The following is a 17,134-nucleotide window of genomic DNA, read 5'->3' as shown; positions in this document are numbered from 1 at the left end:
TACGTATTTAACAAGGGGGTAAAATGCATAGTGAACTGATGAGCCGATGTTGATAGCATTAAATACAATGTCATGATGGGATTAATAAAAGTTTTGAGAAATGCAGTTATCCTGTCTTTTTGTTTTTATATGACTGATTTTTATGACACCTTTATTCTGATTATTGCTGTAACTGGAGAATAATATGTATAATAATACAAATTATTATGCGTATTCTGTCGTATAATCTTTCTTTATTTGGATAAACATGCATATTTAATGGGCATGTTATTCTAATTTTCCCGGCATGATAAGTTCGGTTTCTCTACGAGGAACCACTCGAACCTCGTAGAGAAACAATTCGAGACTCTACGAGAATAAATAAAACCGCCTTGAAAAACGCTTTCGGACGCTAACTGACGGCTAAATTCATCCCAATTTTAACTATTAAAGTGTCATCAAAGAAGCTTATAAAGTTGAATAGTGTAGTGAATGTTAAAATAATAAGATATTTTTGTCGTGTAATTCTTTGCAGGTCGTACAATAGGGATAATAGAAACCGGAAATGCCGAAGATTTTTATCACTTGTGAGAAACCTTCCTTTAATTAGAGGATTACAGAGGAACAGGAATATCACTTTGTCAAATTGTAAGTAGGCATGTACTGTATGTTTCTATTATACAACACTCAGAACCGTACAAGGACAAATCTTTCAACTAAATTACCAAAGAACTATAATTTTGATGAAATACTTATGATTGAAAGAGGTAATGTACTGGATGAAAAGTTTATCAATATCAAAGTAGATATTGATAAACTTTTTTTCTTTTTACAATGGTTTTACCGGCATGCAAATATCAACGATATGTTTTTTCGGGATACGTGGTATAATCATTGTGATATAGTTCATACGTGATAGCTGTGAATGAGGTATAATGAAGTTCTGAATACTATTTTAAAGGAATGACGGATAAAAAAAAGTAGAGGGATTACTTATGAAAGTATGCTCATTTAGTTTGTAGAAGCTATCTTTGAGATAGCTATATGCTTTTCTTATTTTTATCTTATGTTAAAAAATAAATACGTATTCATAAATAGTGTTATCATTTAACTCTAAAATGTGCTCGTTTAGTGAATATTATTTTTAATTTTGCAAGAAAGAGACTTGTTGTTTCTGTGTGATGATAGAATAATATTAGAGGGGGATTTTACATCTATGAGATTGCTGAAAGGAATCGGATTCTTGATTTATGTAAGAAAAGTGCTGTTCGTTCTGCTTTTACTTTTGGGGCAAAATATTTTTGCTGTGTCACTAACTGATACTTCATTTAAATTAATGTGTGATAGCCTTGCCGGGTTGTTAGATTCGATAAACTATTGTAATAATGAAGGGGATTTGATGAAGGGGAGCACTTTTGATAAACAGGCGTGGGATTGTTATGAAAGTATGTCGGCGGGACAAAAAAAGAGTAAATTGGTGCGGAACATTTACTATCAGTTACTTTCCACTTCAGCGTGGAACCAAACACTGACAAAGAATTACTCTCAGGCTGAGTATAACTATACCAGGTTGGTACAAGAATTGCCCGATAGTGCCCATCATAGGCTTGCTATGGCTTATATGGGATTGTCTTCTATGTACGGGATGCAAAAGATGTATGATTTATCAGAAAAATATGCACTGTATTCCTTGCATGAGGCAGAATTAATAAATGACATTGAGGCGATGTTTCATGCACAATCCAATCTGGGAGATATCTATGTGGAGACTGAACAATATGGAAAGGCTTTGGAAAAATATCTGGAGACACGGAGGTTGTCTGTTATTTTGGAGAAACATGAGGCTATTTCTACCGGAAACTTAGCTCTTGTTTATTATCGTTTGGGAAAGAAAGGGTTGGCGGAACAATATTTTATTGAGAGCCTTGCCATGTCTAAAGAAAAAGCTCCGATAGTTTATTCTATTATTCTGACCGGCTATTGTGAGTTTCTGATTGATAATAAGTCTTATGAAAAAGCTCGTTTGCTCGTTATAGAAGCCATTAAGAACTCTAAGTATACACAGTTGGATGAATATAATGTAAAGTTCCTGCGCATTTTGTCCGAATTGGAAGAGGTTGACCACTTTTCAGTGAGTATTTATCTGTGGATCATTGTTTTATTGATATTAGCATTTGTCTTTATCAAATGGAGAATGGCTGTAAAAAGGAATAAAAGGGCTATGATATACAATGGCAGAGAGACTGGAACAGAAACAGAGGTTTCTTCCTTAGACGAGCAAGCCGGGGAGAGTGTTGAATCTCTGCCAGAATCATACAACGGAAATGATATGTTATTGAAAATACTGGCTTTGGAGGAAAAAATGCCTAAGCTCTGGAAGATTATAACACGTATCAAGAGCATGGCCGGCAGTAAGGCGGATGTATTGAGAGGTATCAAAGAGATTGAGGATGTTCTTAGCTTTTTGACTCCGGAAAAATTAGGGAAAGACTTTACTTTTTATGTAGAACAGGAATCGCAGGAGTTTTATAATAAGCTGAAAAAGAGGCATTCGGACTTGAGCTTATCGGATTTGCGATTGTGTACATTAATTAAATTGGGCCTGAATACCAAAGAGATAGCCAATCTCACTAATAAGTCTGTGCGCGGAGTTGAAAGCGGAAAATTCCGTTTAAAGAAAAAACTCGATTTAGATACTTCAAAAGATATTTATGATTATTTATTGGAAGTAGAGCAGTGGTGATGATGAAATATCAGGAACTATTTTATAACTATTTCACATAGGGACAGTCTTTCTTTTAAGAGCCGATAAGTAGTTTAAAACAAAATATAAACCTGTCTTTCGAAACGATTGTATAAGACTTTTTGATTATCTATATTTCTGTTTATTAGTTTATTATATTGATGTGCGTAGTTTTGAAGTGTGTTCTTATTTGATGGAAGTAGTTATAAATGCAACAAAAATATTCCCGGGGAAACAGAAGGACTATATTTGCGTTCGTTAACGAAGAAGCTCCATTCTGATGCTTCTTTCTGAAAATGAACCAAAATAGTTAATATGAAAAAGAAACTACTGCTACTACTATGCTTTTGCATGATGGGAATGAATTTGATAGTAGCCCAAATTTCAAGAGTTACAGGTACTGTTACCTCAGCAGAGGACGGTCAGCCGATCATTGGTGCCTCTGTATTAATTAAAGATACGGGGATTGGTACGGTGACCGATATTGACGGTAAATTTATCTTGTCCAACGTTCCGTCAAATGCTAAGAAAATTCTGATTTCGTATGTGGGAATGAAGCCACAGGAGGTATCAATCAAAGCCAATCTGGTCATTGTAATGGAGTCCGATAGCGAGATGATTGAGGAAGTTGTGGTTACCGGTATGCAAAGGATGGACAAACGTCTTTTCACAGGTGCATCGGATAAGTTGTCCGGAGAGGCAACCAAGCTGGATGGTATTCCGGATATCAGTCGTGCTCTGGAAGGTCGTTCGGCTGGTGTTTCTGTACAGAACGTATCCGGCACATTCGGTACGGCTCCCAAGATTCGTGTACGTGGAGCTACTTCTATTTATGGTAGTTCTAAGCCTTTATGGGTAGTCGATGGTGTAATAATGGAAGACGTAACAGAGGTTAGCGCTGATGAACTTTCCTCCGGGGATGCCGAAACCTTGATAAGTTCTGCTATCGCTGGTCTGAATGCCGATGATATCGAAAGTTTTCAGATATTAAAAGATGGTTCGGCCACCTCTATATATGGTGCACGTGCTATGGCGGGTGTAATCGTGGTGACTACGAAGAGAGGTAAATCCGGAGTCAATAAAATCAGTTATACCGGAGAGTTTTCCATGCGTATGAAACCCAGCTATCGCAACTTTAATATTATGAATTCCCAGGAACAGATGGGAGTATATAAAGAAATGGAGGCCGGCGGTTATCTGAAATTTGCCGAATCTTATCGTGCTTCCAACAGTGGAGTTTATGGAAAGATGTATCATCTGATGAATACATATGATCCGGCTACAGGTCAATATATGCTTGCCAATAGACCGGAAACTGTGAATTCGTATTTGCGTGATGCTGAATATCGTAACACGGACTGGTTTGATCTTCTGTTTTCCAATAGTGTTTCTCAGAATCATGCTGTCAGCATGTCTTCCGGAACAGATAAGGCCTCTTATTATACGTCTATCAGTGTAATGAATGATCCGGGATGGTATGCTCAAAGCTCCGTTCAGCGTTACACTGTCAATACGAATGCATTGTATAATATCTTTAAGAACTTCTCTTTAAACCTAATAGGAAACGCTTCTTACCGTAAGCAGAAAGCTCCGGGAGCGCTTGGTTCTCAGACTGATCCGGTGAGTGGTGAGGTGAAGCGTGACTTCGATATCAACCCCTATTCATTTGCATTGAACACATCACGTACTTTAGATCCCGATGAATACTATGTACGTAACTACGCTCCATTCAATATATTCCATGAGTTAGAAAATAACAATATGAATTTGAATGTCGTGGATATGCGTTTTCAGGCAGAAGCAAAATGGAAGATTATTCCTAAAGTAGAAGTTACTGCTTTGGGAGCTTATAAATATTCTACCACTACGCAGACTCATACAGTTGAAGATTATTCCAATCAGGCATGGGCATTCCGTGCTATGGATGATGCGACGATGCGTAATGCCAATCCGTGGTTATATACCGATCCGGATAATACAAACTCTCTTCCGGTGAGTGTACTTCCGGTGGGTGGTTTCTATCGTGAAACGAAATACGGAATGAACAGTTATGATTTTCGTGCAACGATGGCCTATAATGATATGTACAACGATGCTCATATCCTGAATGTATTTGGTGGTATGGAGTTGAATGGAACCGACCGTAGCAGAAGCTGGTTCAACGGTGTGGGTATGCAGTATGATATGGGTTTGCTTGCCAATTATGATTATCGCTATTTCAAACAGGGTAACGAAGAAAACACGTCTTACTATACAGTAAGCCGTACGAAATCCCGTGAGGTTTCTTTCTTTGGTACAGCTACTTATTCCTATCAGGGAAAATATACAGTGAATGGGACGATGCGTTATGAAGGCTCCAATAAACTGGGACGGAGCCGTTCTTCACGCTGGTTGCCTACATGGAACGTTTCGGGGGCATGGAATATGCATGAAGAAAGTTTTTTCGAGACCTTACGTCCTTCTCTCTCTAACTTTACATTGAAAGCGTCTTACTCTTTGACTGCTGACCGTGGTCCCGCTAACGTAACGAACTCATTGGCTGTTATCATGGGATATAATCCCTGGCGGCCTCTATCAAGTGTGAATGAGTCAGGTTTACAGATCTCTGATCTGGAAAACAGTGAGTTGACTTATGAAAAGAAGCACGAATTGAACATTGGTGCCGAAGTTGGTTTCCTCGACAATCGTATCAGTCTGGCTGCCGATTGGTACAAGCGTAATAATTATGATCTGATTGGTTTGATAAATACCATGGGAGTAGGCGGACAGGTATCCAAGTTGGCCAATGTGGCGAGCATGGAATCGCATGGAGTGGAGATTACATTATCTACCAAGAACATTCAGACGAATAATTTCAGATGGACAACGGATCTTATTTTCTCGAATGCAAAGAATAAAGTGACGGAATTAAAATCGGATGCGAATGTGATGGCTATGATTTCGGGCAGTGGTTTTGCATTGGAGGGCAATCCGGTACGCTCATTGTACTCTTTGGACTTCCGGGGATTGAATGAAGAAGGTTTGCCGACTTTTATTAATGAAAAGGGTGAAGTGACGGTGACTGATATTAATTTCCAGGAGCGCGAAAATAAATCTCACTTGGTGTATGAAGGGTCCACAGATCCTACTATTACAGGTAGTTTCGGCAATCTGTTTTATTATAAAGGTTTCAAGTTGAATTTGTTTATAACATATTCATTCGGCAATGTAATTCGTCTTGATCCGGTGTTTAGTAATGCTTATTCGGATCTGGATGCTACTCCGAAAGAGTTTAAAAACCGTTGGACTGTGGCTGGTGACGAAAATGTAACATCGATTCCGGTCATTGCAGATTTACGCCAGAACACAATGAATTCTTATTTGAATAAAGCCTACAATGCTTACAACTACTCAACGGCCCGTATTGCCAAGGGTGATTTTATTCGTATGAAAGAGATTTCATTAACCTATGATTTCCCGAAAGTACTGGTTTCAAAGTTACGTATGAGTAATCTGTCATTGAAGATACAAGGTACGAATCTATTCCTGCTTTATGCAGACAAGAAGTTGAACGGACAAGATCCTGAATTTTTCAACTCCGGTGGAGTGGCGGTTCCTGTTCCTAAACAATTTACATTGACTTTGAGATTGGGTATTTAATAGATTGAAAATTATTATGAAAAGAAATATATTACATATAGCATTAGGTGGAGTCTTGGTATTATCTTCTTGCAGTGATTTTTTGGATACACTTCCCGACAATCGCACTGAAATAGACTCGGCTGATAAAATGGCCAAATTGCTTGTTTCTGCTTATCCTACTACTACTTATATTCTGTTGACGGAAATGGCATCGGACAATGCAATGGACAATGGCATTAGCTATGACTTGATAGGACAGGAACAGGAAGAGGCTTATTTGTGGAAAGATGTAACGGCAGAGTCTAACGACTCTCCTAAAATGTTGTGGGATGCACATTACAATGCTATTGCGGCTGCCAATCAGGTACTTCAAAAGATAGAAGAGGAGGGGAGCCCTGCCAGTTTGAATCCACATAAAGGAGAAGCATTGCTGTGCCGTGCGTATTCCCACTTTGTATTAGCCAATCTCTTTTGTATGCCTTATAATCCGGCTACGGCTTCTGCAGAGTTGGGTATTCCATATGCTATCCGTCCGGAAACAGAAGTAAGGCCCTACTATGAGAGAGGAACATTGGCCGAAACCTATAAGTATATCCAGGAAGATCTGGAAGCAGGGTTGCCATTGATTAATGATAACCTGTATTCGGTTCCCAAATATCATTTCAATATAAAGGCTGCCTATGCTTTTGCTGCCCGCTTTTATTTGTTTACTCAGCAATGGAGCAAAGTGATAACGGCTGCTGATCGTGTATTGGGTGCCGTACCGAGCAAAGTTTTACGCGATTGGAGTGATATTGTACAATCTGCCTCGAAAGATGTGGCAAATGTGTATAATGATCCGAAGTTAGCCTGTAACCTGATGTTTTTACCGTCTTATTCCGATGTTGGCTATGCATTGGGGTCCTATACATTGGGGGAACGTTACGGACATGGTAATGAGATTTTTACGAGTGAAACTGTGGCTGCTTATTACGATGATAATATTTGTCCTTGGGGCCGGTTGGCCATGTTGAATCAGATTAGTGCGTTAGAAACTAAAAACAATTTCTTTAAAAGCCAGATATATTTTGAATATATTGACAAAGAAAGTGGTATTGGTTTTGTACATTATCTGGATATACCATTCCGGACGGATGAAACGCTCCTTTGCCGTGCCGAAGCCTATATCTTATTAGGCGGAGAAGAAAATGAGAACAAAGCATTGGCGGATATTAATATGTGGATTAAGTCGCATAGTACCACAAAAACGGCTACTACCCTGAGAGAAATCAACCGTTTTTATGATGGTATCGGTTATGCTTCTACCGAAAATACACAATTTCGTAGTATTAAGAAACATTTGAATCCACTTGGGTTTACGATAGAAGAGGGATCACAACAAGAAAATATGCTTCAATTAATTCTCCATTTACGCCGTATCGAACTGCTTCATGATGGTATGCGTTGGTTCGACCTGAAACGCTATGGCATTGAATTGGTTCATAATCGGGATGGAAACTCAGACATCGTGCTGAAAAAAGAAGATAGACGCCGTGCTTTCCAGCTACCTCAGGATGTGATAAGTGCAGGTTTACAGGCTAATCCAAGATAATAAGTAAAAAGAAAGAATTATGAAATATAATAAGTGGATATTTATTGTGGCAGTGATAGCAGGGGGGATTCTAACCTCTTGCAGTGAAGATTCATTGAGTGATACAAGTATTTTTGATACGGAGAGCCCTGAAAGAAATGAATTTGACAATTGGCTTCTGACAGAATATGTCAATCCGTATAATATTGATTTTAAGTACCGGTTTGAAGACAAAGAGTCTGATCATCAATACAATCTGCTTCCGGCGGATTATGACAAGTCAATCGCATTGGCTAAACTGGTAAAGTTCCTTTGGCTGGAGTCTTATGAGGAATTGATGAATGATGGGGGCATGTTCATTAAAACCTACTGTCCGAAGATTATAACCCTAATAGGTTCCAAAGCTTATAATCCGGATTCTCACTCAGTAGTGTTGGGTACGGCCGAAGGCGGGTTGAAGGTTGTATTATACAATGTAAATGAGCTGGATACTGAAAATCCTGATGTGGAGGTGTTGAATGAATGGTATTTTAAAACGATGCATCACGAATTTGCTCATATTCTGCATCAAACCAAAGACTATCCGGTGGAGTACAACGAAATCACAATGGGCAAATATACTGGCCCCAGCTGGATGAATTTGTCTGAAAAGGAAGCTTTAGAGTTGGGCTTTATTTCTAATTATGCCAGTACGGAATCTCAGGAAGATTTTGTGGAGATGATAGCCAACTATGTGACTCACGATGCTCAATGGTGGAAAGAGAGAATGAATATGGCTGGTGAAGGCAAAGAAGCTTTGCAGCAGAAACTGGAGATAGTAAAAGAATACTTAATTACTTCCTGGGATATCAGTTTGGACGAACTTCGTACCATTGTTCAACGTCGTTCTGCCGAAGTTTCTTCTCTTGATTTAAGTGGTTTAAAATAAGATACGAATTATGAAAAGAATAAATTATATACTGTTTTTCTTCATGGTATTTACTCTGGCGGCCTGTTCTCCGGAGGAGGAAAATCTGTTTGAGGATTCGTCTGCCAATCGTATAGAAGCATCTCTGACACATGTGAATGAGGTACTGTTGGGTGCAAAAAATGGATGGCTGATGCAATATTATCCGAATGCAACCCAAAAGTATGGTGGATATAACCTGTTCCTGTCCTTTTCTACGGATGGAAAGGTGACAGCGGCCAGTGATGTTGCCGGAGTTGGTGAACGAATGACAAGCTTGTACTCTTTAAAACAATCGGCAGGAATAGTATTGTCATTTGATACTTACAATTCTATCATTCACTTTTTTGCTTCACCTGATAGTGGAGTCGGAGGTATAGGAAGTGGTATGGAAGGTGATTATGATTTTACTGTGATGGATGAATGTACGCCGCAGAAGGTAGTATTGAAGGGTACTAAGTCCGGTTCGTTGGCAGTTATGACTCCAATAGCTGAAAATGTCGACTGGGATGAATACATTGAAAAGATTTTTGACATGAATGATATAATGCAAGAATATCCTGCATTTATTTTTGAAGACGACGGCTACTCACAGGAGCTCACCGTATCCTGGAATCGCCTGGTGCTGACCGAGAAAGACGGAGATAACCTTGTTTATACCTATGCGCCTTTTGTATTGACGGCAGAGGGCCTCGAGTTCTATAAACCTTTTACTCTGAATGGAAAGACATTTACTTCATTAACTTATAAAGATGCGGGAGAGAATAGTTATCTGTATTCGCCAGAATACCCGTCGGTGCAGTTTGTTCCTGATTATCCACTGAACGCTATGTTTGTGAATAATGTATGGTATCTTTCGTTCAGTGGTTTGGGACCTATCGGGCAGAATTTCTGGCAGGAAATTATAGATGCAAATAGTCCTGTTGCTGCCGAAAAGGTGGAATCTGTAGGATTCGAACCTTATGGCGAGGGTGTTTTAGATTATGTGTGGTATACGCAGGTACAAGGATTTGGTTTTTCCGATGCACTAATGTATTATGAATTGTCCGGTAAAAACAAAATTATTATGGAATACAGCGGCTATATGGGTGGTGATTACAGGAACTTTATTCCGGACGGATATGCAACCTGGTGGAGTATCATGCTTTTCATGTCCCGGAGGCAGACTTATACTATAACGGCAGTAGATAATCCGAAGCGTCCTACCAAAATTAAATTGACGCAGGATGATCGTCCTACCAATACAATAATTTTATCCAGAGAACCAATACAATATCCATTTATTAACTGATAAATAAGCTTTTTATCATATATCCGTTTCTTGCCAACAAAGACAAGAAACGGAAACAGAAAGGAGAGGGATAAACGACTTTAATATTAATTAAAAAAAATGTGTATTATGAGGAAAACATTACTTATGGGGGTAGCACTGATAGCAAGTGGTGCTGTGATGGGACAAATTTCGAATTTGGATATAGCGATGCGGACAAGCAATAATGATAAATTTGTTCTGGACTCTATCGTGACGAAGACACGGAATGACAAGCCCGAAAGGAAAGTTTTATATGGCTACGATTCGGAGAAACGTAAGACGTACGAAATGAGTATTACTTACAGTGAGTGGACAACTCCTGCTTTTAAACCGACATATGGAGATTCTATCAGCTATGAGTATAATCAAAAGGGGCTTTTGATAAAAGAGTGTGTTTATCGTAATGAATCTTATGGTGATGTAGTTGATTATCGGTTGAACAGTTATGTTGTTTATGAATATAATGATAAAGATCAGAAGGTAAAGGTAACGACTTACAGATATAACCAGAACATTGAGGATTATGTAGACAATTCGATTAATGAATATGAATATGGGCCTGACGGTTCATTGGTCAGAATGACAGAATCCATCCGTCCGTCAGGGGCACCGTGGGAGACAGCTATTAAGCCGATGCAAGTAAATGCTAAAAATGAATATTCGGATTTCCTGGCAGTTGATGTACCGAAAAAGATAGAAAATTATCATTTTACTGCAGGAGCAGACGGGGGAGAAGGTACTTGGAATCTTAGTTATTACACCATTATGACTTATAATGATAAGAATCAGATGACGAAGCGGGAAAATTATAATATGGATTCCCAGGCCGGAGGGTGGACGGTATCTACCAGTTATGTATACACTCTCAATGAAAGAGGACAGGTAACTTATGAAGAGTACTTTAATAAAAGCTATTCAACAGGACTTTTAGAGATCAGTTCAAAGAAAACTTACACATACGATACGAATGGAAATCTGGCAAAAATAGCTTCGGTGACTTACCAGTCTTACAAAGACGAATGGGTACCCGATAGCTCTCACAGTTACTATTATACTCCTCTTGTTTCTACTTCGATTGGGAATATAGGGGTGCAGAATATGGAAGTGTATTACAACGCTTCGTTAAAAGAAATCTATGTACAGGCAGAAGGCAATATCGGCAATATTTCTGTTTATTCGGTTGCCGGATTGGAGGTAATGCGCGTATCTGCTGTGAATAATAGTCAGTATACACTGGATGTAAGTGGTTTGGAAAAGGGATTGTATGTTGTCAGTCTCATTGCAGACGGTAAAGTTTATAATAAAAAAATATATATCTATGAATAAGTTCTTTTCATATGTATTAATTTGTATAGCCTTGGTAAGCTTCCCGCTTACCGGGGCTATTGCCGCTCCAGTGGAGGGTAGTACACCGGAACCTTTGGCTAAAGTTGGCTCTCATTGGAATTACTGGTTTGCCCGAGAGCATAGTTACGGATTCCGTAAATATAAAGTGACGGCACATGAAACGATCAGAGCCGCTGTAGACCGTAATGGAAACGGCAAGAAAGATGCCGATGAAGTTGAAGAAGAGATTCTGGCTGCAAAGATAGAAATATGGCGTAATGAAACGTGGCAAAACTCAACTGAGCCGGGAAAAGCACTTAAAGAAGACGGTACTTTCTATGCTTTTAGAGAGGGGAATAAATCTTATGTTCTTCGCGATGTTGATTTTACTACCGGAGACATGCCAAAGAAATTCTGGTTCAAATGGATTGATATGGATGCAGAACCGGGAGACTCTTGGGTTATTACTCAGTTTGGACAGGATGGAAATACTGTTTACGATTGGGCAGAGGTCAGCTATAAGCGGGAACTTGATATCGATGGCAGAAAGGTACCCGTTATTAAATTTTCTCCGGCTTGCTATAGCCGCTATTCCAAACCGGAAGATTTTACCTCCCGTATCGCTTTGAACGGATTGTTTAATATCGATTTTTGGGAAGTATCTGGTGGTGGTTCTCCCATTCCTGTTGCCAATGGAGTGGTATTTGCTCCTCAAATGTATGAGATGTCTGCCGGGTTGTTGTGTGCCAATGTGAATGATATGTCTTTGGCTACTTCTCAGTTGGAAAATTATGTGAGAAATAATAATCCTACTATTTATGAGCAGTACGAGGATGGGTATTGTGAACTATTACAAGCCCCGGAAGGTTCGGGTGCCAGGAGTATGATAATGCAGACTCCTGTTCATCTGTCGGATAGTGCGGCATTTACGGTGTCTCCCCAAACACGATCTACTCCCCGTACGGTTGCACTGCTGAGTGAAGATGAAGTGATCAAACTCCCGGTAGTGGTGCATGTGGTGTATAATCCGAATACTCCATCGAAATCTATCACCGAAGCGCAAGCTCAGAAAATGATTGATGAGCTGAATAGAGCATACGGTTCCACTGATATGGAGAATGTTCGTGAACCGTTTAAGGGAGTAGTAGGTAATCCGCATATCCAGTTTGAACTTGCTAAGGTTGACCCATCGGGCAATACAACAACCGGCGTTGTTTATCATCAGACGAAGGAGAGTGCTTATCTGCTGCAAGGAACGACTATCTGGGAAAAGTATGCATATAAGTTTGAGGATGATTTAACACCCCGGAACTGGGATCATAAACGTTACATCAATATTTATGTTGTCGATTTGGGCGGTTGGAATGAATTGAGTACGGTGGGTGGATTTGTTACGAACCCCGAATCGGGCTCTGCTTATCAGGCTTATCTGAACTGGGTGGAAAAACAGGATATGACATTCTGGCAATCCTGGCTCGACTCCGAAGAAGGCTCTATGCTCGATGGTTTGACGGTAGATGTATATTATACCTTTGGCGGACGAAATGAAATTAATGATAAAGCTACCTTTAAAACGGCTATTCATGAATTGGGACACTATTTTGGTTTGCGTCATCCCAACGTTGTTCTTGTAGATAAGAATGGTATTTACGTTCCTGTTGATGACGGATTTGAAGATACTCCATACACTCAGTTTACACAATATGCTGTGGTAGGTTGTGAAGAACCGGTTTTCCAATGTGGGCATCTCGTGCAAACAGAGAATTATATGGATTATGCGCTGGACTGTGCTTGTATGTTTACAAAGGAACAAGCCGCATTCATGAGAAAATTTGTGGCAGAATCCCGCCCTGGATTAAACGTGGCAACAGGTATTTCTGATATTTCACAGAGTGAAGTCAAGGTTTCTCCTACAGTGGCACGCAAAGAGGTATTCATTGAAGGAGAGTTCATGTCGGCCCAGTTGTTCAATCTGGAAGGGGTAGAAGTAATCCGGATAGAGGGTGACCGGAACGTTATTTCTGTTGAAAATTTAACTCCGGGTATGTATATTCTGCAAGTATCTGCAAATACAAAGGATATGTATAAATTTAAGATTGTTGTACTTGCCAATTAATTGAAGATTTTTCTTATTTCAATATTGTTTATGCTCCTTATTTTAGTCTCGTGTGCCGGAGAGGATGAAAACTCTCCGGTAGTTGAAACTAAAATAAGGAGTTTTTGTTGCAAAGTTCAAAAATAACCATTACTTTTGCCGCCCGAAACCTATAAGGAGAGGTGCTCGAGTGGTTGAAGAGGCACGCCTGGAAAGCGTGTATACCCCTAAAGGGTATCACGAGTTCGAATCTCGTTCTCTCCGCAACAAATGAAGCCCTGCATACATAATTGTATTGCAGGGCTTCCATTTATTGTAATATTTGCTATCCGGATTAGTATTTTGCCCTTCTCAGTTGTATTAATTAAAACGCAGATTAACTCAGATTGATTAATTTAATTAATCCCAAACGGATAAATCAGCATTATACAAAATAATTTTGCAACATTACTTATTAAAAATAGCCTTTATGTTTAAGAAACTTTGCTTCTCTTTGCTAGCCATGTCAGCATGCATCCTTTCTTCTTGTTCAGATTCGTCTGTCAGACAAGAGGTTGCTGTGCTTCCCACACCCGTTCAGTTAACAACACAATCTGGTGCATTTGTATTGAAGAACGAACTAAAGATTGGTGTTTCCGATAAATCATTGTTGCCAGCTGCGGAGTATTTGCAAACTATATTGCAAAATGCAGTGACCTCTACTACGGAAGCAGGTGAACAGTCTGCTGATATTTTTTTGAAATTGACCGATGCAAAAGAGAAAGAGGGCGCGTATAAGCTGAATATCACTTCCGGTAACATTGTAGTGGAAGCTGCTGATTATTCCGGTATCATTTCCGCTATTTCTACTATTCGTCAATTGTTACCCGCCACCATTGAACAGCTTTCTCAGGGTGCTTCTTATTCTATCCCCGCCGTCAAGGTAGAAGATGCGCCGCGTCTGGCATGGCGCGGGATGATGCTCGATGCTTCACGTCACTTCTGGAGCAAGCAGGAGGTGAAGCATGTGCTCGATATGATGGCTCTTTACAAATTGAATAAATTTCATTGGCATCTTACCGATGATCAGGGATGGCGTATTGAAATCAAACAATATCCGCTACTTACCGCAAAAGGAGCATGGCGCAAATTTAACTCTCATGACAGAGAGTGCATGCGCCGTATGGTAGAAGAAGATAATATGGATTTCCGGATTCCTGAAGATAAGATGGAAATCGTAGAAGGAGATACCTTGTATGGCGGATATTATACACAGGATGACATTAAAGAGATTGTGGCTTATGCTGCTCAGCGTGGTATTGATGTAATACCGGAGATTGATATGCCGGGACACTTCCTGGCAGCTATTAATCAATATCCGGAGATTGCCTGTACGGGGCTGATTGGCTGGGGAAGTGTGTTCTCATCTCCCATTTGTCTGGGAAAGGAATCTACTTTGGAGTTCTGTAAGAATGTTTATAAAGAAGTGTTTCAGCTCTTTCCTTATAAATATGTACATATGGGAGGCGATGAGGTAGATATGACCAACTGGAAGAAGTGTGCTGATTGTCAGCGCCGCATGAAGCACGAGGGGATACAGTCAGAAAATGGATTACAGGCGTGGTTTGTGCGCCAAATGGAGAAATTCTTCACGGAGAACGGAAAGAAGTTTATTGGCTGGGACGAAGTTATTTCAGATGGCCTTTCTGACAATGCTACTATTATGTGGTGGAGAAGCTGGGCGCCTAAAGCCATTCCCACTGCTACTGCCGAAGGCAAGCAGGTGATTAATACGGAGAATAATTATTTCTATTTTGATTATCTGCAGGATAAAACGACACTATCTAAGTTATTGGCTTATGATCCCATACCCGCAGAACTTACTCCCGAGCAGCAAAAATTGGTATTGGGTGTACAAGCCAATTTCTGGTGTGAATGGATTCCTTCTATGAAGCGTCTGGAATATATGATGATGCCGCGTTTGCTTGCACTGAGCGAAATAGCCTGGGTAGAACCCTCTGCCAAACCTAATATAGATGACTTTTACAAAGCCCTTATTCCTCAGTTTAAACGGCTGGATGCTATGAATGTTAATTATCGTATCCCCGATTTGGAAGGCTTTTATAATACGAATGCTTTTGTGGATGAGGCCACTCTGAATATCAAATGTCCGCTTCCTGATGCTGAAGTACGTTATACTACGGATGGTAAATTCCCGACAAAGGCATCTCAACTGTACGAAGGGCCGCTGAAGGTGACAGAAACCACAGAGTTTACCTTGCGCACATTCCGTCCTGATGGTTCGGCTTGTGATATGGTGAAAACCAAGTTTGTGAAAGCTCCTTATGCAGAGGCAGATGGTACGGCTGCTGTTTCAGGAGACGGTTTGAATGTTGTATGGCATGATTTTAAGGGAGAGAAATGTGCTGATATTGATGCTGCTCCGGTGAAGGGTACATATGTGGTCGAAACGGTGTCTATCCCTGAGGGAGTGAAAGGAGATATCGGACTGGTATTGAAAGGGTACTTGCAGGTTCCGGTCGATGGAATATGTACATTGGCTTTGCTTTCGGATGATGGCAGTACGCTGATGATTGATGGAGAACAGCTCATCGATAATGACGGACCTCATTCACCACGTGAAGTGATAGCTCAGGTGGCTTTGAAGGAGGGACTTCATCCGATTGAAATTCGTTACTTCGATAATAATGGTGGTACGTTGGAGATGTCTTTAATCAATGAAAAAGGAGAAAAACAAATACTTGGTAAAGATTGGTTGAAGCATTGAGAAAGTATTATATATATCGCTACAGAACATAGGGCTCCACAGAGTGCAATTTTTTGATTTCTAACAAAAAAGCTCTGTGCCACTCTGTGGTGAGTTCAATTCAAAAGAGGGAAGTCCTGTTATATTTAAAAATATAGCGGGACTTCTCCCTTTTTTGTTAATGAACATGAAAAAGAATCCTTCCGGTTTAACTTTCCCCTTAATCTGAGTTCTAATCTATAAAGCCCAGAAGAACAGATGATAAACGAAAATAAAATCAGGGAGACTTGTGCTTCCAATCCTGAAAAAGGATTCAGAATGCTGGTAGACAGTTTTCAGGAACCTATATACTGGCACATACGGCGTCTTGTTGTGTCCCATGAAGATGCGGAAGATATTATTCAGGAAGTCTTTATCCGTATTTTCCGGCATTTAGAACAGTTTCGTGAGGAGAGTTCGCTTATTACCTGGATTTATAAGATAGCTACTAACGAGAGCCTTCGTTTTTTGAAAACCCGTAAAGCAGAGGTTATTTCTGCCGAAGAGCTACAAGAAGAATTGCTCGATAAACTGAAAACTTCCGATTACGTAGACTATGAAAATGAGTTGGCTGTGAAGTTTCAGACAGCTATCCTGAAATTACCGGAAAAGCAGCGGGTGGTGTTTAACCTCCGTTATTATGATGAACTTGACTACGAGACTATCAGTCAGATAACGGGTGACCGTGCCGAGACACTCAAGGTGAATTATCACTATGCGAAGGAAAGAATAAAGGAATACATTGTTAATAGTTAGA

The 17,134-nt window shown here is 39.9% G+C and carries 9 protein-coding genes and 1 tRNA gene; all 10 read left to right on the top strand.

Annotation, left to right across the window (positions count from 1 at the left end; translation table 11 throughout):
* Positions 1 to 1,195: 1,195 nt before the first annotated feature.
* The 10 genes from VCM39_RS15075 to VCM39_RS15030 all read left to right on the top strand — a co-directional run bounded on the left by VCM39_RS15075 (position 1,196) and on the right by VCM39_RS15030 (position 17,133).
* A complete protein-coding gene (locus tag VCM39_RS15075) occupies positions 1,196 to 2,722 on the top strand; it encodes a tetratricopeptide repeat protein (protein WP_221650858.1) in 1,527 nt (508 codons plus the stop codon).
* Between the two features lie 315 nt (positions 2,723 to 3,037).
* On the top strand, positions 3,038 to 6,361 hold the full coding sequence (locus VCM39_RS15070; RefSeq protein ID WP_221650857.1) for a SusC/RagA family TonB-linked outer membrane protein: 3,324 nt from the start codon (positions 3,038 to 3,040) through the stop codon (positions 6,359 to 6,361).
* 16 nt (positions 6,362 to 6,377) lie between these two features.
* Positions 6,378 to 7,934, top strand: a complete 1,557-nt coding sequence (locus VCM39_RS15065; protein ID WP_289292812.1) for a RagB/SusD family nutrient uptake outer membrane protein — start codon at positions 6,378 to 6,380, stop codon at positions 7,932 to 7,934.
* A 19-nt stretch (positions 7,935 to 7,953) separates the two neighbouring features.
* Positions 7,954 to 8,841: a putative zinc-binding metallopeptidase gene (locus VCM39_RS15060; protein WP_289292811.1), complete on the top strand. Its 888-nt coding sequence runs from the start codon at positions 7,954 to 7,956 to the stop codon at positions 8,839 to 8,841.
* A gap of 10 nt (positions 8,842 to 8,851) precedes the next feature.
* The gene (locus tag VCM39_RS15055; protein ID WP_322932940.1) at positions 8,852 to 10,150 is read left to right on the top strand and encodes a DUF4302 domain-containing protein; all 1,299 of its coding nucleotides are present in this window, start codon (positions 8,852 to 8,854) and stop codon (positions 10,148 to 10,150) included.
* A gap of 108 nt (positions 10,151 to 10,258) precedes the next feature.
* Positions 10,259 to 11,497, top strand: a complete 1,239-nt coding sequence (locus VCM39_RS15050; RefSeq protein ID WP_221650853.1) for a T9SS type A sorting domain-containing protein — start codon at positions 10,259 to 10,261, stop codon at positions 11,495 to 11,497.
* Positions 11,490 to 13,613, top strand: coding sequence for a zinc-dependent metalloprotease (locus VCM39_RS15045; RefSeq protein WP_322932941.1), 2,124 nt, complete (start codon positions 11,490 to 11,492; stop codon positions 13,611 to 13,613). Before VCM39_RS15050 ends, VCM39_RS15045 begins: the two co-directional genes overlap by 8 nt.
* Before the next feature lie 155 nt (positions 13,614 to 13,768).
* Positions 13,769 to 13,856 (top strand) — tRNA-Ser (locus VCM39_RS15040).
* Between the two features lie 205 nt (positions 13,857 to 14,061).
* Complete coding sequence (locus tag VCM39_RS15035) at positions 14,062 to 16,359, top strand: family 20 glycosylhydrolase (RefSeq protein ID WP_322932942.1); 2,298 nt, start codon at positions 14,062 to 14,064, stop codon at positions 16,357 to 16,359.
* Between the two features lie 237 nt (positions 16,360 to 16,596).
* A complete protein-coding gene (locus tag VCM39_RS15030; protein WP_221650850.1) occupies positions 16,597 to 17,133 on the top strand; it encodes an RNA polymerase sigma factor in 537 nt (178 codons plus the stop codon).
* The last annotated feature ends 1 nt before the right edge of the window (position 17,134 follow it).

It is taken from the genome of Bacteroides mucinivorans, from assembly GCF_034654355.2.
GTDB classification, from domain to species: domain Bacteria; phylum Bacteroidota; class Bacteroidia; order Bacteroidales; family Bacteroidaceae; genus Bacteroides; species Bacteroides nordii.
This window is presented reverse-complemented; position numbering and strand designations above follow the sequence as displayed.